The organism is Streptomyces barkulensis, from assembly GCF_002843305.1.
Taxonomy (GTDB): domain Bacteria; phylum Actinomycetota; class Actinomycetes; order Streptomycetales; family Streptomycetaceae; genus Streptomyces; species Streptomyces barkulensis.
The window spans coordinates 183,277-207,690 of the sequence record NZ_PGSG01000009.1 but is presented as its reverse complement, the minus strand read 5'-3'; the positions used below and the strand labels follow the sequence as shown (position 1 = coordinate 207,690).

The 24,414-nt window shown below is 73.0% G+C and carries 14 protein-coding genes; 4 read left to right on the top strand and 10 right to left on the bottom strand.

The genetic code is table 11. The features are described from left to right. Positions 1 to 7: 7 nt before the first annotated feature. On the bottom strand, positions 8 to 1,483 hold the full coding sequence (locus CUT83_RS02650; protein WP_107490849.1) for an MGH1-like glycoside hydrolase domain-containing protein: 1,476 nt from the start codon (positions 1,481 to 1,483) through the stop codon (positions 8 to 10). Between the two features lie 331 nt (positions 1,484 to 1,814). Between CUT83_RS02650 and CUT83_RS02645 the strand changes: the two genes are divergently transcribed. The 3 genes from CUT83_RS02645 (at position 1,815) to CUT83_RS02635 (ending at position 9,357) form a co-directional block, all read left to right on the top strand. Next, positions 1,815 to 3,020: an ROK family transcriptional regulator gene (locus tag CUT83_RS02645; RefSeq protein ID WP_101254232.1), complete on the top strand. Its 1,206-nt coding sequence runs from the start codon at positions 1,815 to 1,817 to the stop codon at positions 3,018 to 3,020. A 472-nt stretch (positions 3,021 to 3,492) separates the two neighbouring features. Continuing rightward, entirely contained in the window at positions 3,493 to 6,231 is a 2,739-nt protein-coding gene (gene ppdK / locus CUT83_RS02640; protein WP_101254231.1) for a pyruvate, phosphate dikinase, read from the top strand. A 321-nt stretch (positions 6,232 to 6,552) separates the two neighbouring features. After that, positions 6,553 to 9,357 (top strand): glycosyl hydrolase, encoded by a 2,805-nt coding sequence (locus tag CUT83_RS02635; RefSeq protein ID WP_101254230.1) that lies wholly within the window; start codon positions 6,553 to 6,555, stop codon positions 9,355 to 9,357. Between the two features lie 649 nt (positions 9,358 to 10,006). On the opposite strand, the gene CUT83_RS02630 is transcribed toward CUT83_RS02635, so the two are convergent. From CUT83_RS02630 to CUT83_RS02610, 5 genes are all read right to left on the bottom strand, one after another. Continuing rightward, a complete protein-coding gene (locus tag CUT83_RS02630) occupies positions 10,007 to 12,274 on the bottom strand; it encodes a beta-xylosidase/alpha-l-arabinosidase (RefSeq protein ID WP_101254229.1) in 2,268 nt (755 codons plus the stop codon). 47 nt (positions 12,275 to 12,321) lie between these two features. Continuing rightward, positions 12,322 to 13,242: a carbohydrate ABC transporter permease gene (locus CUT83_RS02625; RefSeq protein ID WP_420882455.1), complete on the bottom strand. Its 921-nt coding sequence runs from the start codon at positions 13,240 to 13,242 to the stop codon at positions 12,322 to 12,324. Next, the gene (locus tag CUT83_RS02620) at positions 13,239 to 14,144 is read right to left on the bottom strand and encodes a carbohydrate ABC transporter permease (protein WP_240958153.1); all 906 of its coding nucleotides are present in this window, start codon (positions 14,142 to 14,144) and stop codon (positions 13,239 to 13,241) included. Before CUT83_RS02620 ends, CUT83_RS02625 begins: the two co-directional genes overlap by 4 nt. After that, on the bottom strand, positions 14,141 to 15,451 hold the full coding sequence (locus tag CUT83_RS02615; protein ID WP_101254228.1) for an ABC transporter substrate-binding protein: 1,311 nt from the start codon (positions 15,449 to 15,451) through the stop codon (positions 14,141 to 14,143). The genes CUT83_RS02620 and CUT83_RS02615 overlap by 4 nt, the downstream gene beginning before the upstream one ends. Before the next feature lie 184 nt (positions 15,452 to 15,635). Beyond that, complete coding sequence (locus CUT83_RS02610) at positions 15,636 to 16,655, bottom strand: LacI family DNA-binding transcriptional regulator (protein ID WP_101254313.1); 1,020 nt, start codon at positions 16,653 to 16,655, stop codon at positions 15,636 to 15,638. 191 nt (positions 16,656 to 16,846) lie between these two features. On the opposite strand from CUT83_RS02610, the gene CUT83_RS02605 reads away from it, so the two are divergent. Further along, entirely contained in the window at positions 16,847 to 18,283 is a 1,437-nt protein-coding gene (locus tag CUT83_RS02605; RefSeq protein WP_101254227.1) for an endo-1,4-beta-xylanase, read from the top strand. Between the two features lie 185 nt (positions 18,284 to 18,468). On the opposite strand, the gene nirD is transcribed toward CUT83_RS02605, so the two are convergent. The 4 genes from nirD to CUT83_RS02585 form a co-directional block, all read right to left on the bottom strand. Next, positions 18,469 to 18,885, bottom strand: coding sequence for a nitrite reductase small subunit NirD (gene nirD, locus CUT83_RS02600; protein ID WP_101254226.1), 417 nt, complete (start codon positions 18,883 to 18,885; stop codon positions 18,469 to 18,471). Continuing rightward, positions 18,882 to 21,518 carry a nitrite reductase large subunit NirB gene (nirB, locus tag CUT83_RS02595; protein ID WP_101254225.1) on the bottom strand — a complete coding sequence of 879 codons (2,637 nt, stop codon included), beginning with the start codon at positions 21,516 to 21,518 and terminating at the stop codon, positions 18,882 to 18,884. Before nirB ends, nirD begins: the two co-directional genes overlap by 4 nt. Positions 21,519 to 21,520: 2 nt before the next feature. Beyond that, a complete protein-coding gene (locus CUT83_RS02590; protein WP_101254224.1) occupies positions 21,521 to 22,876 on the bottom strand; it encodes an NAD(P)/FAD-dependent oxidoreductase in 1,356 nt (451 codons plus the stop codon). Positions 22,877 to 23,045: 169 nt separating this feature from the next. Further along, a complete protein-coding gene (locus tag CUT83_RS02585) occupies positions 23,046 to 24,338 on the bottom strand; it encodes a cytochrome P450 family protein (protein ID WP_101254223.1) in 1,293 nt (430 codons plus the stop codon). Positions 24,339 to 24,414 lie beyond the last annotated feature (76 nt).

Here is a 24,414-nt window from a genome sequence, read left to right as displayed (position 1 = left end):
AGCCCGCTCAGCCCGTCGTGCCGCTGCGCACCAGCGCCCCGACGCGCATCCCGGTGCGCACCGCCGCGCGGTCCGCGGACCGGTCGGCGCTGCGGGACAGCAGGTCCAGGGCGAGGGCCGCCGTCCAGCTGAACTCCCGGGCGCCCCGGCCCGCCCCGGTGTGCGGGTCGACGTACTCGGCGAAGCCGGAGGCGGCGGCCGAGGCCAGCACCGCGGCGCGCAGGGAGTCGGCCCGGTTGGTGTGCCCGTACTGCCTCAGGCCCCGCTCCACCAGCCAGTTGACGTTGAACCAGGCCGGTCCCCGCCAGTAGCGGCACGAGTCGAAGGCGTGGCCCTTCAGGTCGTAGCTGGGCACCAGGCGGACGGTGTCGCCCAGCCCGAAGTGCTCGCCGCCGACGGTGCGCAGCAGTGTGCGGACGATGCGCCGCGGCAGGCCGGGGACGATCAGCGGCACCAGCCCGGCGGCGCTGCGCTCCCGGATCGGCTCGCCGCGGTGCCCGGCGCGTACGTCGCGGCACAGGAACATGCCGCTGTGCTCGTCCCACAGGCGTTCCACCAGGGCGCCGGTCAGCCGCGCGGCCCGTGCGCGGTGCCCGCCGGGGTCGTCCTCCGGGCCCTCGGCCCCGACCTCGGCGGCGATCTGCGCCAGGGCGTGTTCGGAGGCGATCAGCAGGGCGTTGACGCCGGGGTCCTCCACCGCGAACGGGTGCGGGGCGTCGGCGTCCCGGTAGCCGTGGTCGCGGTAGTCGGCCGCCAGCCGCACGTACCGGCCGTAGTCCAGGTCGGTGGGGCGGTCGGCGGCCGAGCCGTGGTCGAGGTCGCAGCGGCGGAAGGAGCAGGGGTCGGCCGGCTCCACGCGGGACAGGGGCGCGTCCCAGGCCGGGCTGTTGTCCATGCCCGGCTCCCACGGGTGGACGGCCGACACCAGTCCGTGCCCGCCCAGGTCGCGGTGGGCGGTCAGATAGCGGTGCCAGGCGACCAGCCGGGGGTAGAGGCGTCTGAGGAAGCCGCGCCGCCGCGAGGTCGCCGGGTCGGCGCGGTGCACCAGCCAGGCGGCGAGCGCGTGGACGGGCGGCTGCACGATTCCCGAGGTCTCCACGTGCCCGGGCGCCCCGGCCCCGGTTCCGGCGGTCGAGGAGCGCCAGAAGTCCGGGCTGGGGAAGTACGCGCCGAGCGGGACGGACGGATTGAAGACGATGTGCGGGACGCGGCCGTCGCCCCACTGGGCGGCCATCAGCGTCTCCAGCTCGCGCTGGGCGCGCGGCGCCGACAGATGGCGCAGGCCGATCGCGACGAACGCCGAGTCCCAGCTCCACTGGTGCGGGTACAGGCTGCGGGAGGGAACGGTCGAGGCACCCGTCCAGTTGCGCAGCAGCACCTGGCGCGCGGCCTGGCGCAGCTCGGCCGCGGTGACGCCGACAGGCGGCCGCTGGGCGGGGATGAACGGCCGGGCTGTGGTGAGGGGGAGCGGGACGGGCTTCATCGGACCGCCGCACCCGTGCCGGAGCGGGAGGTGAAGCGTGCCGCGCACGGCCGTGGCCCCCCGGCCCAGGGGGCGGGCGGGCATATGGGGGTGTCGGTGGACTGGGCGACGCGCTCCACGAGAACTCCGGTGTCTGTACGACTCCTAGGTTACGCCTCCATAAGCCTAGGGTTCTGTCTTGCGAAAAGGCAGAAGTGATGCTGTGAGACCCGACACAGAAGGGCGCGGAGGAGTCGCGGGGCGCGTACGGCCGGCGGGTGGACGGGGGCCGAGCAGGATGTTCGGCAGGGGCGGGACGGCGGCGCCCGTAAGGGGCGGAGAAGATGGCCGTATGACCGGGAACCAATCCAGCGCGGGACATCTGCTGCGACTGGTCCGCAGCGGGCAGGCGACCACCCGCGGCGAACTCCAGCGCGCCACCGGACTGTCCCGATCCACCGTCGGCCACCGCCTCGACCAGCTCTTCGGGGCGGGCTGGATCCGCGACGGCGCCACCGTGCCCGTGGGCGGCCCGGCGGGCGGGCGCCCGTCCAGCCGCCTGGAGTTCGACGGCTCGCACGCCGTGGTCCTCGCCGTGGACGTGGAGACCCGCCACGGGCTGGCCGCCGCGCTGGACCTCAACGGCCGGGTGCTGGCCGAGCACACCGGGCCGCTGAACATCGAGGACGGACCGGAGAACGTGATCGACCGGGTGGCGCGGTGGTTCCCGTCGCTGCTGGAGCGGGCCGGGGCGGCGCCGGGGGACGTCTGCGGCATCGGGGTGTCGGTGCCGGGGCCGGTGGACTGGGAGTCGGGACAGGTGGTCCAGCCGCCGATCATGCCGGGCTGGGACCGCTACCCGGTCCCGGAGCGGATGCGGCGGGCGTATCTGCGGCACACCGGCGCGGAGGGCGAGGGCCCCGTGGTGCTGGTGGAGAACGACGCCAACCTCATGGCGTACGCCGAGCAGCGCACCGGCTGGCGCGGCTGCGGCGCCTTCCTGCTGGTCAAGGTCTCCACCGGCATCGGCGCGGGGCTGGTGGTGGACGGCGAGATGTACCGCGGCATCGACGGCGGCGCGGGGGACATCGGCCACATCAGACTGCACGACCGGCCCGACGCGCTGTGCATGTGCGGTTCGTACGGCTGCCTGGCGGCGGTCGCCAGCGGCCGGGCGCTGGCGGCGCGGCTGACCGGCTCCGGCGTTCCGGCCGCCTCCGGCACCGGGGTGCGCGAACTGCTGGCGGCCGGGCAGCCCGACGCGGTGCGGCTGGCCCGGGAGGCGGGGCGCCGGGTGGGGGAGGTGCTGGTCACCGTCGTCACCGTGCTCAACCCCGGAGTGCTGATGATCGCGGGCGATCTGGCCGGCGCCCCTTTCGTCACCGGGGTGCGCGAGCTGCTCTACCAGCGGGCGATGCCCCGCAGCACCGCCCATCTGACCGTGGTCACCTCCCGGCTGGGGGAGCGGGCGGGGCTGGTGGGGGCGGGGGCGATGGTCGTGGAGCATCTGTACGCACCAGAGCGGGCCGACGCCCGGCTGGCCGCCATGGGGCTGTGAGGCGGGGCGCCGGAGGGGCCGGGCGGGGGCGCGTCCACCGGGCGCTCATTCGAGCGGCGTAGCTCCCTTATGTGTCCAATGGCTGAGATGCCGGGCCCGTCAAAAGGGTGATGCTCGCCACTCTGATAAGGGCGCTGCTCATATGAGCACTCAAAACGGCCCTGCACTTCTCCAAGGGGTGGCACTCGGTGCCACCCCCCTTTCGTTCACCCACCCGCCGCCGTGCTCGCCCAGGGTGGCGAAATCGGGGATCACTCATCACCCGGTGTATCGATGAGTTCGAGTGGTGAACGAACCAACTCGAACCACTTGAATCAGTCTTTACTTTCGATCCATCGGCGGATGAGCGGTTACGCCCCCATGGACTACTGGTGGCCGTACTCGAAATCCTTCGATCTGGGTACGCTCCCCGCCGTCAGGGCAGCCTTCCCCCGGCCTCCGCCGAGGGGATCCAGCGAGGAGCGCGATTCTCTTGCCGGAAAACCAAGAGCCTCACGTAACCCAGAAGTTCGTCTACGACTTCACCGAGGGCAACAAGGACCTCAAGGACCTCCTCGGCGGCAAGGGAGCCAACCTCGCCGAGATGACCAACCTCGGTCTCCCGGTCCCTCCCGGGTTCACCATCACCACCGAGGCCTGCAAGGTCTACCTCGACTCCGGCTCCGAGCCGCCGGCCCTCCGCGAGGAGGTGAGCGCCCACCTCGACGCCCTCGAGGAGAAGATGGGCAAGAAGCTGGGCCAGGCGGACGACCCCCTGCTGGTGTCCGTCCGCTCCGGCGCCAAGTTCTCCATGCCGGGGATGATGGACACCGTCCTGAACATCGGCCTGTCCGACGCCTCCGTGGCCGGACTCGCCGTCCAGGCGGGGGATGAACGTTTCGCCTGGGACTCCTACCGGCGCCTGATCCAGATGTTCGGCAAGACCGTCCTCGGCGTCGACGGCGACCTGTTCGAGGAGGCGCTGGAGGAGGCCAAGCGGGCCCGGAACGCCTCCACCGACGTCGACCTGGACGCAGGCGACCTCAAGAGCCTGGTCGAGCAGTTCAAGGGCATCGTCTCGGAGCAGACCGGCCGCGACTTCCCGCAGGACCCGCGCGAGCAGATGGACCTCGCCATCCGCGCGGTCTTCGACTCCTGGAACGGCGAGCGCGCCAAGCTCTACCGCCGCCAGGAGCGCATACCCCACGACCTGGGCACGGCCGTCAACGTCTGCTCGATGGTCTTCGGCAACCTCGGCCCCGACTCCGGCACCGGCGTCGCCTTCACCCGCGACCCCGCCAGTGGCCAGCAGGGCGTCTACGGCGACTACCTCGCCAACGCCCAGGGCGAGGACGTCGTCGCCGGCATCCGCAACACCGTGCCGCTGGCCGAGCTGGAGACGATCGACAAGAAGTCCTACGACCAGCTCATGCAGATCATGGAGACCCTGGAGAACCACTACAGGGATCTGTGCGACATCGAGTTCACCATCGAACGCGGCAAGCTGTGGATGCTCCAGACCCGGGTGGGCAAGCGCACCGCCGCCGCCGCGTTCCGCATCGCCACCCAGCTCGCCGACCAGGGCCTGATCGACGAGACCGAGGCGCTGCGCCGCGTCAACGGCGCCCAGCTCGCCCAGCTGATGTTCCCGCGCTTCGACGAGAGCCGGACCGGCGACGGCGCGGTCGAGCGGATCGGCCGAGGCATCGCCGCCTCGCCCGGCGCCGCCGTCGGCGCGGCCGTCTTCGACTCCGCCACCGCCGTGGCCCGCGCCCGCGCCGGCGAGAAGGTCATCCTGGTGCGCCGCGAGACCAACCCCGACGACCTCGACGGCATGATCGCCGCCGAGGGCATCCTCACCTCCCGCGGCGGCAAGACCTCGCACGCCGCCGTCGTCGCCCGCGGCATGGGCAAGACCTGCGTGTGCGGCGCCGAGGAACTCCAGGTCGACCTCAAGCGGCGCCGTATGACAGCCCCCGGCGGCCTGGTCGTCGAGGAGGGCGACGTCGTCTCCATCGACGGCTCCACCGGCAGCGTCTACCGCGGCGAGGTGCCCGTCGTGCCCTCCCCGGTCGTGGAGTACTTCGAGGGCCGCACCCGGCCCGACGAGCAGGCCGGCGAACTGGTCCGCGCCGTGCACCGGATCATGACCCTGGCCGACGGCGAGCGCCGCCTGCGGGTGCGGGCCAACGCCGACAACGCCGAGGACGCGGCCCGCGCCCGCCGCTTCGGCGCCCAGGGCATCGGCCTGTGCCGCACCGAGCACATGTTCCTCGGCGAGCGCCGCGAACTGGTCGAGCGCCTGGTCCTGGCCGAGACCGACGAGGAGTGCGAGGCCGCGCTGGCCGCGCTGCTGCCGCTGCAGAGGGGCGACTTCACCGAGCTGTTCGAAGCCATGGACGGCCTGCCGGTGACGGTACGGCTGCTGGACCCGCCGCTCCACGAGTTCCTTCCCGACCTCACCGAGCTGTCGGTGCGGGTCGCGCTCGCCGAGGCCCGCGGCGAGGTGGACGAGGACGACCAGCGGCTGCTGCGGGCCGTCCGCCGGCTGCACGAGCAGAATCCGATGCTGGGCCTGCGCGGCGTACGCCTGGGCCTGGTCATCCCCGGCCTGTTCACCATGCAGGTGCGGGCCATCGCCGAGGCCGCCGCCGACCGGGCCGCCGCCGGCGGCGAGCCCCGCGCGGAGATCATGATCCCGCTGGTGGGCACCGTCCAGGAGCTGGAGTGCGTCCGCGAGGAGGCCGAGAAGGTCATCGCCGAGGTCCAGCAGGCCCGCGGCGTGGACCTGAAGCTGCTGATCGGCACCATGATCGAGCTGCCGCGCGCGGCGGTGACGGCCGGCCAGATCGCCGAGTACGCCGACTTCTTCTCCTTCGGCACCAACGACCTCACCCAGACCACCTGGGGCTTCAGCCGGGACGACGTGGAGGCGAGCTTCTTCACCGCCTACCTGGAGAAGGGCATCTTCGGGGTCTCGCCGTTCGAGACCATCGACAGGGACGGCGTCGGCGCGCTGGTGCGAGGCGCGGTCGAGGCCGGCCGGGCCGCCCGCCCCGACCTCAAGCTGGGGGTGTGCGGAGAGCACGGCGGCGACCCGGAGTCGGTCCACTTCTTCCACGGGATCGGCCTGGACTACGTCTCCTGCTCCCCGTTCCGCATCCCCGTCGCCCGCCTGGAGGCGGGCCGCGCGGCGGCCATGGAGGGCGGGGAGGGCAGCGACAGCCGCTGACCCGCTGATGAGGACCACCTGACACCGGGACCGTCCCGCCGGCCGACCCTCACCGGCGGGAACGGCGGTCCCGGCGCACAAAGGGAAGGGCGGCGCCTGTGCGGAGGCGCCGCCCTTCCGCGTCCGTGCCCCGGCCGGCCGCCGGGTCCGGGCGGACCCGGCGGACGTACCGGGGGCAAAGTCGTCAACTCCTGAACGCTTACCGGCTGTTCAAGATTGTTTCCGTCGAACATCTTGACGCCCGGTCAGGGGAAACCTACGTTGCCGGGATCTGAGAGCGCTCTCAGAAACCTCCACGCACACCCCCCACAGGAGCCGTTCATGAGATTCCGCAGACGTCCCGCCGCGCTGCTGGCGGCGGTGGCGGCCACGGCGGCCGTCGCCACCGGCCTCGGCGCCGTCGGGGCGGACACCGCCCAGGCAGCCACCGTCCCCGTCGGCCGGGGCGGCTACAGCGACACCCGGCCCGCCGGGGCCGCCGGGCCGGAGAACAACGCCGGGGCGCCGGTGAAGCCCAAGGTCACCGCGGCCGTGGCGGACAAGCCGGTGCCCACCAACGACTGGTGGTCCTCCCTGGCCTTCCAGCGCTACCCCGACAACCCGTACTCCGAGAACATGTACGGCCACCCCCTCACCTACCGGGCCGTCTCCGGCGGTCTGGAGGTCGGCCACCCCGCCTCGCACGCCGTCGTGGGCGAGGGCCGCCAGTACGAGTTCACGCACAAGCGCGACCTGACCCTCGGCATCGCGGGCCTGAACTCCCCGGACGCCAAGGCGGACGGCTGGAGCGACTGGACCGTCACCCCCTACTGGTCCGACGGTTCCCGCACCCTGCGCACCACCATCGGCCACGGCCTGCCGTACGTGTACGCGCAGGGCAGCGGCGGCGCGGCGCGGATCTCCGCCGCGAGCACCCCGGAGGTCTTCGCCGACGACGGCAACGTCCTGGGCATCACCATCGGCGGCCGGCACTACGCGCTGTTCGCCCCCACCGGCAGCGACTGGAGCGTCTCGGGCACCGACGTCCGCGCGGACCTGGGCGGCAGGGACTACTTCTCGCTGGCCGTCCTGCCCGGCCGGGACGCGCTGGCCACCTTCCGCAAGTACGCCTTCAGCTTCGTCACCGGCTCCAAGGTGGCCTGGGACTACGACGAGGCCGCCGGCCGGATCAAGGCCACCTACACCCTGACCACGACGGCGAAGGAGGGCGGCGAGCGCGGCACCCTCCAGGCGCTCTACCGCCACCAGTGGCTGCACACCCCCGACGCCCTGACCGACTGGACCTACGCCTCGCCGCGCGGTGAGATGAAGGTCCGCGAGGGCGCCTCCTTCACCACCTCCCAGAAGGTCACCGGAGTCCTGCCCGGCCTGCCCGTGCCGGACGCCGTGGACGAGGCCAGGCTGAAGGGGTACATCGAACAGGTCGCGAACGCCGCCGACCCGTTCGACGGCGCCACCGACACCTACTGGACGGGCAAGCAGCTGGGCAAGCTCGCCCAACTGGTGCCGCTCGCCGACCAGATCGGCGAGACGGGCCTGCGCGACAAGCTGCTCGGCCTGATCAAGAGCCGGCTCCAGGAGTGGTTCACCGTCGGCGGGGCCTCGGAGTTCTCCTACGACCGCGACTGGCGCACCCTGATCGGCTATCCCGCCTCCTACGGCAGCGACAAGGAGCTCAACGACCACCACTTCCACTACTCGTACTACGTGATGGCCGCGGCGATCGTGGCCCAGTACGACCGGGCCTGGGCGGCGGACTCCGCCTGGGGCGGGATGGTGAAGACCCTGGTGAGGGACGCCGCCAACCCCAGCCGCACCGACGAGCTGTTCCCCTTCCTGCGCGGCTTCGACGTCTACGCCGGCCACAGCTGGGCCGCCGGGCACGCCGGCTTCGCCGCCGGCAACAACCAGGAGTCCTCCTCGGAGTCGGTCAACCTCAGCGCCGCCCTGGTCCTGTGGGGCTCGGCCACCGGCGACGACTCCCTGCGGGACCTGGGCGTCTACCTGCTGACCACCGAGTCCGAGGCCATCGCCCAGTACTGGTTCGACGCCGACCAGGAGGTCTACCCCGAGGACTTCGGCCACGACGTGGTCGGCATGGTCTGGGGCAGCGGCGGCGCCTACTCCACCTGGTGGACGGCCAACCCCGAGGAGATCCACGGGATCAACGTCCTGCCCGTGACCGGTGGTTCGCTGCACCTGGCCCGGAACAAGGACGCCATCCGGCGCAGCATCGCCGAGATGGAGAAGGCCAACGGCGGTCCGGCCGTGGAGTGGCGCGACATCTTCTGGGAGTTCCAGGCACTGGCCGACCCCGCCGAGGGCAAGGCCGCCTGGGACGCGCAGCACGGCGGCTACGAGCCGGAGGCGGGCGAGAGCAGGGCCCACACCTACCACTGGGTCACCACCCTGGACGCGATCGGCGCCCCCGACACCTCCGTCACCGCCGACAGTCCGACCGCCGCGGTCTTCACCAAGGACGGCACCCGCACCTACGTCGCCCACAACCACTCCGGCTCGGCGGTGACCGTGACGTTCTCCGACGGCGGGAAGCTGACCGTCCCGGCCCGCTCCACGGCCACCGGCACCGGCACGGCGGACCCCACGGACCCGGGCGACCCCGGCGACCCGCAGGATCCGCCCGCCACCGGTGACACCTTCCACCTGCGCTCCGGCGGGGCGCTGAGCACCACCGAGGCCGCCACCGCGTCGGCCGACACCATCGCCTCGGCGGGCGGCGCCAACCACGACGGCACCCCCCACCGGCCGCTGGTCTACGAGATCGGGAACGTCGACGGCTCCCACGAGCCCGGCGGCGCCACCGGCTTCCGTCTGAAGGTGGACGCGGGCACGGCCGTCGGACTCGGCCAGCAGGCGCGGGTGTCGTACGACCTGACCGGCGACGGCACCTTCGACCGGGTGGAGACCTACCACTACTTCGCCACCGACCCGGTGGACGGCTGGGAGGAGTACGACGCCTCCCGTGCCGGTCTGAAGTCGGCCTCGGGCAGCCTGGGCGACCTGCGGGGCGGAACGATCCGCGTCGAGGTCTGGGGCGCGATCGGCGACGGTGAGGCGGAGCTCCGGGTCGGCTCCGGCTCGGTGCTGACCGTCCCCTTCGGCTGACCGGCCCCGCCGGGGGAACGGACCCCGCCGTGCGCGCACCCCGCCACCCCCGGTGCGCGCACGGCGGCCCGGGCGGCGTGGCGTACGGTCGGAAGGTGACCCCGGCCGGTGAACTCCTGAGGTCGGCAAGACGGTTGACCGCTGACCTTCCGTTAGGAGACCACACCGTGCGTACCCGCCGTGTCCGAGCCGCCGCGCTCGCCGTCCCCGTCGCGTTGGCGCTGTCCGCCTGCTCCGGGAGCGCGGACCGGGAGGCGGGCGGCGGCCACCAGGCGGTGCTCGACGGTGCGGCGGGCAGTTCGCGGGTGAACATCAGGTTCGCGCCCTTGGAGCGGGCGCAGGCCGTCCACGGGTCGTACCTGGCGCCGCTCGCCGGGTCGTGCGGATCGATGTCCGGCAGCAGGTGCATCAGTCCGGAGACGTTGACATCCTCCTCGTCCCGCAGGGCGGGGAGGATGTCACAGCTCCTCGCCTCGGCGCCCGTCCGCTCCCACGGTGACGGCGCGATCGTCTCCTTCGCGCGGCACAGCGCAGGCCGGACGGGACGCCGGGGCGGGGAAGGCGGCGCCCGCCGGGGGGCGGGGCGGGCGCCGGCTCGAAGGGCCCCGGAGCGAGTGCCCCGGAGCGACTGCCCCGGCTCGGGGCCGGATCAGGGCTGCAGGAGGCGGGCCTCCGCCCCGCAGGTCATCCGGCGGTCGAAGCCGACGGTGCGCTCCGGCCCGGTCAGGGTCAGCGGCACGGTGTGGCGCACATCGGCGCTGGAGGCGGCCAGCCGCAGCTCCACCGCCCCGGGCTCGACGACCCGCTGACCGGGCCGCACGGTGTACGAGGCCAGGTCGGCGTGGAAGTCGAAGACGACCTCGGCCGCCTGCCCCGGCTCCAGCGTCACCCGGGTGTAGCCGACCAGCTGGACGACCGGCCGGGCCACCCGGGCCACGGGGTCGTGCAGATAGAGCTGGACGACCTCGGAGCCGGCCCGCTCGCCGGTGTTGCGCACGGTGACGCGGACCTCGGCGGAGCCGTCGGTCGGCAGCGCGTCGGCGTCCGCGCCCGCGGCCTCCCACTCGAAGGAGGTGTACGACAGGCCGTGCCCGAAGGGGTACAGCGGCGTCGGGTCGATGTTGCTGGCGTCGCCCTTGAGACCCAGCGGCGGCACGAGGTAGGTCCACGGCTGGCCGCCGGTGCCGCGCGGCACGCTGACCGGGAGCCGGCCGGAGGGGTTGACCCGCCCGGTGAGGACTCCGGCGACCGCCGGCCCGCCCTCCTCGCCGGGGAAGAACGCCTGCACCACGGCGGCCAGGCGGCCCTCCCACCGGCCGAGCGCGTACGGGCGGCCGGTGAGCAGCACCAGCACCACGGGCTTGTCGGTGCTCTCCAGCAGGGCGTCCAGGAACGCCGCCTGGCCGTCGGGGAGGGTGAGGTCGGCGGCGTCGCAGCCCTCGCCGGAGGTGCCGCGGCCGAAGAGGCCCGAGCGGTCGCCGAGCGCCGCGATAACGATGTCGGCGTCGGCGGGGGAGTCGGTCAGGACCGCTCCGGGCAGTTCGGCGCCCAGGGAGTCCAGCAGTGTGGGGATCTCCACGCCCAGGGGCAGCTCGGGGTGCTCGACGCCCACGTGCCGGGGGAAGGTGTAGCAGCCCAGCATGGCGGCCTGCTCCTGCGCGTACGGGCCGACCACGGCGATGCGGGCGGTGGGGTGCAGGGGGAGGACGCCGCCGGAGTTGTCCAGCAGGACGACGGACTCCTCGGCCACGCGCCGGGCCAGCGCCCGCATCGCGGGCGGGTCCAGGTCCACGGTGTCCGCCGAGGCGGCGGGCGGGGCGGCCGACCAGTCGGGGTCGAGCAGGCCCAGCTCGCACTTCTGCCGCAGCACCCGCAGCGCCGCGCGGTCCACCAGTTCCTCGGGCACCTCGCCGGAGCGTATCGCCTTCAGCAGCGGCTCGCCGTAGCAGCGCAGGCCCGGCAGCTCCACGTCCACGCCCGCGGCCAGCGCCAGGGCGGCGGCGCGGGCGGGGGAGTCGGCGACGCGGTGGGCCATCTCCAGGAAGGAGACGCCGAAGTAGTCGGAGACCACCGTGCCGGTAAAGCCCCACTCCTCGCGGAGCAGATCGGTGAGGAGTTCGGTGTGGGCGGCGGCCGGGACGCCGTCGAGGTCGTTGTAGGCGTGCATGACCGAGCGGGACCCGCCCTCGCGCAGGGCCATCTCGAACGGCGGCAGGATCACGTCGGCCAGCTCGCGCGGGCCGATCGAGACGGGGCCGTGGTTGCGGGCGCCGCGGGAGGCGGAGTAGCCCGCGAAGTGCTTGAGGGTGGAGACGATGCCGGTGGACTCCAGCCCCGCCACATAGGCGGTGGCCACCGTCGCCACCAGGTAGGGGTCCTCGCCGATGGACTCCTCGGTGCGGCCCCAGCGCGGGTCGCGCACCACGTCCAGGACCGGCGAGAGCCCCTGGTGGATGCCGACCGAGCGCATGGAGTCGCCGATGGCCGCGGCCATCTCGCGCACCAGCGCCGGGTCGAAGGTGGCCCCCCAGGCCAGCGGGGTGGGGAAGACGGTGGCCTGCCAGGCGGTGAAGCCGGTCAGGCACTCCTCGTGGGCGAGGGCGGGGATGTTGAAGCGGTTGGCCGCGGCGACCTTGGTCTGGAAGGCGGCCAGGGCCCGCGCGCCCTCGGCCGGCTCCACGGGGGCGGTGCCGAAGGGGCGGGTGAGCTGGCCCAGGCCGTGGGGCAGCAGGGCGTCCAGGTCGACGGTTTCGGAGACCTCGTGCTGGAGCGGGGCGACGTCCTCGCCGTCGGACTCGGAACCCGGCCAGACGCTGGAGAGCTGTGCGAGCTTCTCCTCCAGGGTCATCCGGGACAGCAGGTCGGCGGCGCGCTCCTCGACGGGTCGGGAGGTGTCCTGCCAGGGGTGATGATGCATGAGGCTCCTTGTCAGGCGTCAGCGTGTCTCGCGCGTCCCCGTGGGACTCAGCGCCCGCCGGCGCCCATGAGGCCGTTGATGAGCTGACGGCGCGCGAAGAGGTAAACGACGAAGATCGGCACGATCGACAGCACGACCGCGGCGAGCAGCGCGGGGATGTCCACCCGGAACTGGCCGACGTAGTCGTAGAGGCCGAGGGTGAGGACCCGGCTCTCGCGCGACTGGGTGAGGATCAGCGGGAAGAGGAAGTTGTTCCAGGCCTGCAGCGCCGCGTAGACGCCGACGGTGGAGATCCCGCCCCGGGACAGGGGCACGACGAGCTGGAACAGGACGCGGGTCTGGCTCGCTCCCTCCAGGGCCATCGACTCGTACATCTCCTCCTCGATGTCGCGCATCGTGGAGGACAGGATCAGCACGCACACCGGCAGGCAGAACGCCGAGACGGGCAGGATGATCGCCAGCAGGCTGTCGTACAGCCGCATCTCGGTGATCAGCAGGTAGATGGGGATGATCACCGCCTGGGCGGGGATCGCCAGGCCCAGCAGGAAGAACTGGAAGATCCGCTGCGAGGTCCGGCTGAGGGTGCGCACCACGGTGTAGCCGATGCCCACCGAGAGCACGATGACGATCGCGGCGGTGGCGACCGTGACGACCGCGGTGTTGAGCAGGTAGGTGAGGAAATCGCTCTCCAGCACCGTGCGGTAGTTGTCGAGCGTGAGGTCGCCGGGCAGGCTGAGCGCGCCCTCGTCGAAGTAGGAGTCGCGGTCCCGCAGCGTGGTGAGGACCAGGACGTACAGCGGCAGGCCGACGACGACCAGCCAGACGAGGGAGGCGACGCCCGCGGGCATGTTCCACTTGCGGACGCGGCGCAGCCTGCCGAGCAGGCCCCGGTCGTTGCGCTTCTGGGGCGTCTGGGCCCGTTCGGCGGCGGGGGAGGGCCGGTGCTCCGGCCGGACGGCGGTCTTCACATCCCCTCCCGGGTGCTGCGCATCTTGCTGAAGCCGGTCACCCGGACCATCAGCAGGGAGATGGCGGTGGCGACGATCACCAAGGTGGTGGCGATGGCGCTGGCGTAGCCCATGTCGTACGCCTGGAAGCCGGTCTCGTACATCAGGTAGGGCACGATCGTGGTGTCCGTTCCCGGCCCGCCCTCGGTCAGGATGAGGACGGTGTCGAAGAAGGTCAGCGCGCCGACGACCATCAGCACCGAGGAGGTGATGACGGTGTTGCGCAGCTGCGGCAGGGTGATGGAGAAGAACTGCCGTACGGTGCTCGCCCCGTCGATGGAGGCGGCCTCGTAGAAGGACTTGGGGATCTGCCGGGCGCCGCCCTGGTAGAGCAGGGTGTGGAACGGGATGAACTGCCAGGCGGCGACGAAGGCGACGGCGGCGAAGGCGCCGTCACCGGTGCCGAGCAGATTGCCGTCCTCGATCCCCAGCCACGGGCCGATGTCGGAGATCAGGCCGAAGTTGGGGTCCAGCAGCGACTTCCACAGCAGCGCCAGCGCCACCGAGGAGGCCAGCAGCGGAAGGAAGAAGATCGCGCTGAGGACGGCCCGGTTCTTCTGCCGGCCGGCCGACCACACGCCCAGCAGCAGGGCGACGGGCGTCTGGATCAGCCAGCTCACGCCGGTGAGCAGGACGCTCAGCCAGATGGCCTGCCGCATGGTGGGGTCGTTGAACAGCCGTTCCCAGTTGCCCGTGCCGCTGATCGAGGGGAAGTCGCCGAGGCCGTCCCAGTCGGTGAAGGACAGGTAGCCGACCAGCACCATCGGGCCGACGGCGAACAGGACGAAGAACAGCACGCCGGGGACCGCCCAGGCAATGCCCGGGCGGCCCACGCGCGGCGACGCGGTTGGTGCTTGCTTCACTTCAGGGCCTTCATGGCGTCGACGAACTCTTCGGGGCTGAGCTGCTTGTTGAAGAGCTTCTGGATGTTGGTGAGCATCGGCGAGGCCTGCTGCGCCGGCAGCGCCTGGTCCCAGGAGAGGGTGAAGTTCGGGGCGTCGCGCACCAGGTCGTACTGGAAGAGGGCGTAGTCGGGGGCGGGGTGCCCGGTGAGCATGTCCTCGGAACCGGAGTTGGTGGGCACGTCGCCGTTGTCCACCAGGGCCTCGGCGTACCAGTCCTCGGCGGCGGTCTTGACGAACTCCAGGGCCGCCTCGCGCTGGTCACCCTTCAGCTTGGAGTTGACCGACCAGAAGTTGGTGGGGTTGCCCACGACGTTCTTGGGGTCGCCCTTGCCGTCGGAGAGGGCGGGGAAGGTGGTCCAGCCCAGGCCCTTGTCGGCGAACTCCTTCTGGTTGGCCTGCTGGTTGGAGTACTCCCAGCTGCCCATCAGGTGCATGGCGGCCTTGCCCTTGGCGAAGAGCGTGGAGGCGCCGTCGGCGGTGTAGTTGACCGAGGCGTAGTTCTTGCCGAACGCCCCGCGGTCCACCAGGTCGCGGATGGTCTCGGCGGTCTTCAGCACGGCCGGGTCGCCCCAGGCGGAGGAGTCGCCGTCCTGGATGCGCTGGAAGACCTCGGCGCCGCCGATGCGGTCCAGCAGGTACTCGACCCACATCAGCTCGGTCCAGGCGTCGGTGCCGGCGAGCGCGAAGGGGGTGACGCCCTCCTTCTTGAAGGTGTCGACCAGCTCCAGCAGGTCGTCCCAGGACTCGGGCGGCTGGGCGCCGGCCTTCTCGAAGACGTCCTTGTTGTAGAAGAGGACCACCGGCTGCATGCCCCGCATCGGGACGCCGTAGATCTTGTCGTTCACCTTGCCCGCGTTGAGGATCGAGGGCAGGAACGCGTCCTTGAGCTCTTCGTCCTTCTGGATCTCGGGCGTGAGGTCGACCAGCATGTCCTTCTCGACGAAGCTGCTGATGCTGCCGCCGCCCCAGTTGAAGAAGACGTCCGGCGCGTTGGGCGTGCCCATCGCACTGCGCATCTTGTCCTGGTAGCCCTCGCCGGGCACCTCGACGAGCTCGGCCTTGACGTCGGAGGTCTTGTTGAACCGCTCGACCGCCTCGCGCTGCACCTTGGTCGAGGCGTCCTGGTAGACCCACACCTTCAGGGTCCCGCCGGCCTTCTCCTCGCCCGGCCCGCCGCTGCCGCAGGCGGTGAGCACGGAGGCCGCCAGCACCGCCGCCGTCAGCTTGGCGGCGTGGCGCCGCCCGAATCCCCTGCGGCCTCTCATGGCCGAACCCTGTATTGCTGTTCGCATCGCGTACCTTCCGGAAGGAATCCGAAAATTATCGGTAGTGGTGGTGGGAAAGTACGTACGCGCTCCAGCGGTGTCAACAGGTCTGACAAAAAAGAGGACCTGAGGCCCGGCAGCGTGATGCGCCCGTTATATGGAGTTGTCCGGTCCGCTGCCCGCGTCAGCCGGGCAGCGGCGCCGTGCTGGCGCGAACGACCAGCTCGGTGGCGAGTTCCACACGCGGGGAGTCGATCTCCTCGCCCCTGGCCTGGCGCAGTACGGTGCGGGCCGCGACCTTGCCCATCTCCACCAGCGGCTGACGCACCGTCGTCAGCGGCGGAGCCGACCAGCGCACTTCCGGAAGGTCGTCGAACCCGACGATGCTGACGTCCTCCGGCACCCGCATCCCCCGCCGCCGCAGCGCCTCGATCGCGCCCAGCGCCATCTGGTCGCTGGCGGCGAACAGGGCGGTGGGCGGCTCGTCCAGGTCCATCAGCCGGTTGCAGCCGGTGAAGCCGGCCTCGTGGTAGAAGTCGCCCGGCACCATCAGCCGGTCGTCCACGCCGACGCCGGCGGCCTCCAGCGCGGCGCGGTAGCCGTCCAGCCGGGCGCGGCTGCACAGCAGTCTGGGCGGCCCGGCGATGAAGCCGATGCGGCGGTGGCCCAGCTCCAGCAGGTGCTCGGTGGCGGACATGCCGCCTGCCCAGTTGGTGGCGCCCACCGTCGGCGCGTCCAGGGCCGGGGAGCCGGAGGGGTCCACCACCACCAGCGGCACGCCCAGGCGGTGCAGCTCCTCGTGGAGGACCGGTTCCAGGACCGAGGTCACCAGGATCACGCCACCGGAGGCGCGGGCCCGCAGATTGCGCATCCACTGCCGGGCCGAGCCCGCGCGGTCGTGGATCGCCGAGACCACCGTGCCGAAGCCGACCTCGTGCGTGGTCTCCTCCACGCCGCGGATGATCTCCACCGCCCAGGGGCTGTCGAGGTCGTTGAAGACCAGGTCGATCAGGGCCGGCCGGTCGCCGGAGGAGGCCGTGCGGCGCCGGTAGCCGTACTGCCGCAGCAGCTCCTCGACCCTGGCCCGGGTCGCGGGCGCGACGTCCGAGCGGCCGTTGACCACCCGCGAGACCGTGGGGACCGAGACCCCCGCCTCCTGGGCGATCGCCGTGATCGTGACCTTCTGCTCCACCTTGGGCGCCATCCTCTGCTCCGCGACTTTGCCGGCCGCGGCGACCGCGCCGTCCGTCATGCCGTCTCCCAATGCTCTCTCCTCCACACGCGCACACCGTTGACGGGCGTTCCCATCGGCTCTACCGTTCCCGGCGCACCCTCGAAACCTTCCAACAGTCTTCCGGAAAGAGTTCCGGGGAGTCGAGAGAGGGACACCCCAGCATGAGGCAACACCGTGTAAGCACCGTACGCCGCTTAGCGCGGGCGACCGTAGCCGCCTCCGCCGCGGCCGCGGCCCTGACCTTCGGGTTCAGCGCCCCGAGCCAGGCCGCCGACCCCTCCCTGCGCGAGGTCGCCGAGTCCACCGGCCGCTTCATCGGCACGGCCGTCAACGACGGCCTGCTGGGCAACGGGACCTACAGCGACATCGTCAGCACCGAGTTCGACAGCGTCACCGCCGAGAACGCCATGAAGTGGGATGCGGTCGAACCCCAGCGCGGCCAGTTCAACTGGGCCGGGGGCGACCGCCTGGTCCAGTTCGCCCAGGCCAACGACCAGCTCGTCTACGGCCACACCCTGGTCTGGCACAGCCAGATGCCGGGCTGGCTGCAGAACGGGTCGTTCTCGAACAACGAGCTGCGCCAGATCATGACCGACCACGTCACCACCCAGGTCAGCCGCTACAAGGGCCAGGTCCAGCGCTGGGACGTGGTCAACGAGGCGTTCAACGAGGACGGCTCGTTCCGGCAGAGCAAGTTCTACCAGCAGCTCGGCGCGTCCTACATCGCCGATTCCTTCCGGGCCGCCCGCGCCGCGGACCCGGACGCCAAGCTGTTCATCAACGACTACAACACCGAGCTCGACAACGCCAAGAGCGACGGCCTGTACCGGCTGGTCAGCGACCTGCTGGCGCAGGGCGTGCCGATCGACGGCGTCGGCTTCCAGAACCACCTCATCGTCGGCAACGTCAACGGCCCGGCCATCCGGCAGAACCTCCAGCGCTTCGCCGACCTGGGCCTGGAGGTCGTGATCACCGAGCTGGACATCCGGATGCAGATGCCGTCCGACAGCTCCAAGCTCCAGCAGCAGGCCCGCGACTACCGCGCGGTGGCCGACGCCTGCCTGGCGGTCTCCCGCTGCTCCGGCATCACCGTCTGGGGCGTCAGCGACCGGGACTCCTGGGTGCCGGACGTCTTCCCGGGAGAGGGCGCCGCCTGCCCCTGGGACGAGAACTACCAGCCCAAGCCGGCCTACGACGCGCTGCGCGACGCCTTCGTCGCGGCGGGCGGCGACCCCGGCGACCCGGACGACCCGGACGACCCCGATGACCCGGGCGACCCCGAGCCGGGCGACTGCTCCGCCGTCTTCACCGTCTCCAACCGCTGGGACACCGGCTCGGTCGTCTCCGTGACCGTCCGCACCGGACAGGCCCTGAACGGCTGGCGCGCGCAGTTCGACCTGCCGGCCGGTGTGAGCCTGGCCAACGGCTGGAACGGATCCTTCTCGCAGAGCGGCAGCACCGTCACCGTCACCAACGCCGCCTACAACGGCACGGTCCCGGCCGGTGGAACGATCTCCTTCGGCTTCCAGACCGGCGGGGGCGCCGCCCAGGACGGCACCCGCGTCAGCCTCGGCGGACAGGAGTGCGCCGCGGGCTGACACCGGCTCCCGTCCGGTACGCCGAACCGCCGGGGCAGGGCGGCCGGCGTGCCGGACGGGGCAGAGCCGGGCCCCGGTCGCGGCCCGCCCCACACGGGCCGCGGCCGGGGTCCTTTCCGCTGTTCCACGGCGTTCCCCGGTGCTCCCGGCGTTCCCCGGTGCTCTTCGCCGTTCCCCCGCGCTCCTCAGCGGGTGCGGACGGTGTACACCGGCACCGACACCGCGTCGTCGTCCAGGCACCGGCCCGTGACCAGGTCGAAGCGCTGCTTGAGCAGCGGGGAGGCCACGAACGCCCGGCCGCCGGCCGAGCCCAGCAGTCCGCGCGAGAGCACACAGGCGCCGGTGAACGGGTCGCGGTTGGCGACGGCGTACGTCCGGCCCGCCCGGTCCCGGAACACGGCGATCTGCCGGCCGTCGGGCAGCAGCGCCGCCACTCCCCGCCCCGGCACCAGATCGGACAGGCCGCACACCGCGGCCCAGCCGCCCCCGGCGCGCACCTCCACCCGCGCCCCGGCCGGCACCGCGGTCGCCGTACCGGTCGTCACCTCGGTCGTCACTCCGGTCGTCGCCGTGGCCGTAGCCGCAGTCGTCGCTGTGGTCATCGGGTCGCGCTCCCTTCAAGGGCTTCTTCGAGCCTGCGGACGGGGATGTCGGGGCCGGACAGGAGCGTCAGATCGGGCCGGACCTGCTCGCGCTCGGCGACGAACCGCACCGAGGGGTCCGGCGCGTCCGGGGCGTTGACGAAGGACACGAAGCGCCGCAGCCGCTCGGGGTCCTCCAGCGTCGCGGCCCACTCGTCGCGGTAGTTCGCCACATGGCCGGCCATCAGGGCCTCCAGTTCGGCGCACAGTCCCAGCGAGTCGTGCACGACCACGTCGCGCACATGGTCCAGGCCGCCCTCGATCCGCTCCAGCCAGGCGGCGGTGCGCTCCAGCCGGTCGGCGGTGCGGATGTAGAACATCAGGAAGCGGTCGATCAGCCGGACCAGCTCGGCGTCCGACAGGTCCTTGGCCAGCAGGTCGGCGTGGCGCGGGGTCGCACCGCCGTTGCCGCCCACGTACAGGTTCCAGCCGTTCGCCGTGGCGATCACGCCGAAGTCCTTGCTCCGAGCCTCGGCGCACTCGCGCTGGCAGCCGGAGACCGCCCCCTTCAGCTTGTGCGGCGCGCGCAGGCCCCGGTAGCGCAGCTCCAGGTCGATGGCCATGCGCACCGAGTCCTGCACCCCGTAGCGGCACCAGGTCTGCCCCACGCACGACTTCACCGTGCGCAGCGCCTTGCCGTAGGCGTGGCCGGACTCGAAACCGGCCTCCACCAGCCGCGCCCAGATCGCCGGGAGCTGGTCGACGCGGGCCCCGAACAGGTCGATCCGCTGACCGCCGGTGATCTTGGTGTAGAGGCCGAAGTCGCGGGCCACCTCGCCGATCACGATCAGCTTCTCGGGGGTGATCTCACCGCCGGGGACACGCGGCACGACCGAGTAGGAGCCGTTGCGCTGGAGGTTGGCCAGATGGTGGTCGTTGGTGTCCTGCAGGGCCGCCTGTTCGCCGTCCAGGACGTAGCCGCTGGCCCCCAGCACCGGGGCGAGCGAGGCGATGATCGAGGCGACGGCCGGCTTGCAGACCTCGCAGCCCTCCCCGCCCCGGGCCTCCTCGCGGCCGTGGCCGTCCAGCAGCTCGGCGAAGGTGGACAGCCGCCGGGTGCGGACGATCTCGTACAGCTCGCCGCGGGTGTGGGCGAAGCAGCCGCACAGGCCCTTGTCGACGGCGACGCCGCTCGCCTCCAGCTCGTCGTCGACGAGAGCGGTGAGCACCTTCACACAGCTTCCGCAGCCGGTGCCCGCCTTGGTGCACTTCTTCACCTCGGGCACGGTGGTGCACGCGTGGTCGGTGACGGCCGCGCGGACGGCGCCCTTGGTGACGTTGTGGCAGCTGCACACCACCGCGTCGTCCGGCAGTGCGGACGGCCCCAGCGCCGTCGGCGCCCCGGCCCCGGCCGGCAGGACGAGCCGCTCGGGCGCCACCGGCGGGACGCTGCCGGTCAGCGGGCGCAGCGTGCCGTACGCCTCGGCGTCGCCGACCAGCACACCGCCCAGCAGGGTGCCGTCGGAGGCGACCACCAGCTTCCTGTAGACCCCGGCCCGGGAGTCGGAGTAGACGACGTCCAGACAGCCCTCGGTCCTTCCCAGCGCGTCGCCGAAGGAGGCCACGTCCACGCCCAGCAGCTTGAGCTTGGTGGAGGTGTCGGCGCCGGTGAAGGACGCCCCCGCGTCCCCCGCGTCCCCCGTGACGCCCATCTCGCCGGCGATCGCGGCGGCCGCCACCCGCGCCATCTCGTAGCCCGGCGCCACCAGGCCGTACACCATGCCGTCCGCGGTCCTGGCGCACTCGCCGACGGCGTACACCGCGGCGTCCGCGGTGCGGCAGCGCTCGTCCACGACGATCCCGCCGCGCTCGCCCACCTCCAGGCCGCAGCCGCGGGCCAGCTCGTCGCGGGGGCGCACCCCCGCCGAGAAGACCACCAGATCGGTGGCGATCGCCGAGCCGTCCGACAGCGTCATCCCCGTGACGGCCCCGTCCGGGCCGACGGTGATCTCCCTGCCGCCCACGCCGGTGTGGACGGTCAGACCCATCCCCTCGACGGTGCGGCGCAGGGCGGCGCCGCCGCCCTCGTCGACCTGGAGGGCCATCAGACGCGGGTTGAACTCCACGATGTGGGTCTCAAGGCCCAGCCCGCCGAGCGCGCCGGCCGCCTCCAGGCCCAGCAGGCCGCCGCCGACGACCGTGCCCACCCGGCTTCGGCCCGCGTACTCCTCGATGGCGAGCAGATCCTCCACCGTGCGGTAGACGAAGCAGCCGGCGCTGTCGCTTCCCGGCACGGGCGGCACGAAGGGGTAGGAGCCGGTGGCCAGCACCAGCGTGTCGTAGCCGATCTCCAGCCCGGCGCGCGAGGTCACGGTGCGCGCCTCGCGGTCGATCGCGACCGCCGGGTCGCCCAGGCGCAGCTCGATGCCGTGCCGCTCCATGAAGCCCTCGTCCACCAGGGACAGATCCTCGGGCGTGCGGCCGGAGAAGTACGAGGTGAGCTGCACGCGGTCGTAGGCGGGCCGCGGCTCCTCGCACAGCACGACCACCCGGGCCCGCCCGGTCACCTCCCGGTTCGCGAGCTCCTCCAGGAACCGCTGGCCGACCATCCCGTGCCCGACGAGCACGATCGTGGGGCGTGGCGTCCGTGGCATGTCTACAGGCCTCCATCGTCGGTGATCAGGTGGAGCAGCGGGGCGGAGGGCAGCGGCTCGCCGCCCTCCCAGGCGCGGGCGAGGGCGCCGACGGTGCCGAGATCGCCCAGGAGGATGCCGCCCACCAGCCGGTCGCCGCGGACGACGACCTTGCGGTAGACGCTGCGGGTGGCGTCGGCGAGGCGGACGACGTCGTCGCCCGCGCGGGGCACGGTCTCGCCGAAGGCGGCGAGGTCCAGCGCGCTCCCGGGCCCGGAGGGGGGCGGGGCCAGCGTCAGCCGGGTCAGCGCCCGGGTGCCGGTGTACGCGGGGGACCGCGCACCGGCCGCCGTGCCCTCCGCGGCGCTGTTCGGGGCGCCGCCCAGGGCGCTGTTCACGGCGCGGCCCGCCAGCAGGACACGGGCCAGCGCGTCGGCCTGCTCCTGGGCGGCGCCGGCCAGCCCGTAGACCCTTCCGCCGTGCTCGGCGCAGTCGCCGACGGCGTGGATCCGGGGATCGCCGGTGCGCAGCTCGTCGTCCACGACGATCCCCTCGCGGACCTCCAGCCCGGCCGCCCGGGCCAGCCCGGTCCGCGGGCGCACCCCGCAGGCGAGGACGACCAGCTCGGCCTCCAGCCGGTAGCCGTCGGCCAGTTCCACGCCGCGGGCCACGGCCCCTCCGCCGCTCCCCGCGGTCAGCAGGCCGCGGACGCGGCACTCGGTGTGGACCTCGACGCCCAGCCCCTCCAGATGCCCGCGCAGCAGTGCCGAGGCGCGGGCGTCCAGATGACGCTCCATGAGGTGCTCGCCCTGGTGGGCCAGGACGGTGCGCACCCCGCGCCCGGCCAGTGCGCGGGCGGCCGAGACCCCGAGCAGGCCGCCGCCGACGACGACGGCCCGCACCCCGGGCCGTACCGCCGCCTCCAGCGCCCGGCAGTCGGCCAGGGTGCGGAAGGGGTGCACGCCGCGGGGCGGCTCGTGCCCGCCGCCGGGGAAGAGCCCGCGCAGCGGCGGCAGCACCGGGTTGGAGCCGGTGGCCAGCACCAGGGTGTCGTACGGCAGCGAGGAGCCGTCGTCGCACCGCACCAGCCGCTCGGCCCGGTCCAGCCGCACCGCCCGCACACCGCGCAGCCAGCGGGCGGCGGGCGGGGCGGGCAGACCGATCACCTCCGGTGCGTACCGCCCGGCCAGCACCCCGGCCAGCAGCACCCGGTTGTACGGCGTGTGGGGCTCCTCGCCGACGACCGTCAGATCCACGGCCGCACCACCGGCACCACCGGCTTTGCCGGTACCGAGGGCGCCGGCGGCGGAGAGCTGCCCGGCGAGCCGGGCGGCGGCCATCCCGCCGCCGATCACCACCACACGCTTCTTCGAGGTCATGCGGAAAGCGTGCGGCGCGGCTGTTTCCCGTCCGCGTCTGCGCTGTTTCCCGGCGGCAACACCGCCCTCAACGCCCCCGGCCCCCGGCTGTGAGCCCTGTCCGGAAGGGGCGCGCAAGGGCCCCGGTGGACCCCGGTGGACCCCGGAGGGCTCCCCCGCGGACGGGCCCTCAGTGCGCCAGGCGGACGGGCAGCGCCGCAAGACCCCTGGTCCACGGCGACGACGCCCAGGCCAGGCGCTCCTCGGGCACCGCCAGCCGCAGGCCCGGCAGCCGCCGCAGCAGCACCTCCACGGCCGTCCGCGCGATCAGCCGGGCCTGCGGCTGGGCCGGACAGGCGTGCGGTCCCGCGCCGAACGCCACATGTGCGCGGTTGCCCGTCACCGGGTGCCCGCACGCGGGCAGCACCCGCGGGTCGCGGCCCGCGGCGGCCAGCCCCAGCACGAGCATGTCCCCGGCCCGCACCTCCTGCCCGCCCAGCCGGACGTCGCGCAGGGCGTAGCGGCCGGGGAGGTTCTGGGTGGGCGGGAACCGCCACAGCACCAGATCCAGCGCATCGTCCAGGGTCAGGTGCCCGCCGTCCAGCGAGGAGCGCAGGGCCGGATCGGTCAGCAGCAGGCGCAGCGTGGTGGCGATCCAGTTCTTCGTCGTCTGGTGGGCCGCCACCACCGTCACCACCAGGTTGTGCAGCACCTCCTCCTCGCGCAGTGAGGCGGGGTGCGTCAGCAGCCAGGAGGTGACGTCGGGGCCCGGCGCGCGCCGCTTCTCCCGTACCAGGGCCAGCAGGACGCGCTCCAGCCTGCGGCCGGCGTGGACGGAGTCGGCGTTGGCGGCGGCCGTACCGGCGACGGCCTCCGCCAGCTTGCGACTGACCAGCTCGTCCGCTCCCAGCAGCCGGGTGACGACCCGCGCCGGCAGGCGGTGCGCGTAGTGCGGTACGAGATCGGCCTCGCGCCGCCCGGCGAAGGCGTCGATCAGCCGGTCGGCGGTGTCCCGTACCAGGCGGCCCAGCTCACCGCCGTCGACCCGGCCCAGCGCGTCGGCGACGGCCGACCGCATCCGCCGGTGCCGCCGCCCGTCGGCGAACATCAGGGCCGGACGCCAGCCGACGAACGCCAGCAGCGGGGAGTCGGCCGGCACCCGTCCGTCGCGCAGCAGGCGCCAGTGCCGGGGGTCGTGGCTGAAGTCCTGTTCGCGGCGCGCCACCCGCAGCAGCTCCTCGTAGCCCATGACCAGCCAGGCGCGCACCCCCGGCGCCAGGGCGACGGGCGCGACCGGCCCGTGCTCCGCGCGCAGCCGCTCGTACAGGGCGGGCAGACCGTCGCCGTCGAGGCCCGGACCGTACAGCGGGACATGGCGCGAGCGGCCGGGGCGCCCCGGGAGGTCATGACGCCCCGGGAGGTCGGGGCGGCCGGGGGTGTCCGGTGGCGTCTCGGCCCGGGGGCGGCGGGGAGCAGCGGTCATGTGGGGCTCCGGGAGAGGGGGGAGGACGGGAGGGGGAGCCGCCCCGGGAGTGCCCCCGGGCGGCCCGTACCACCGG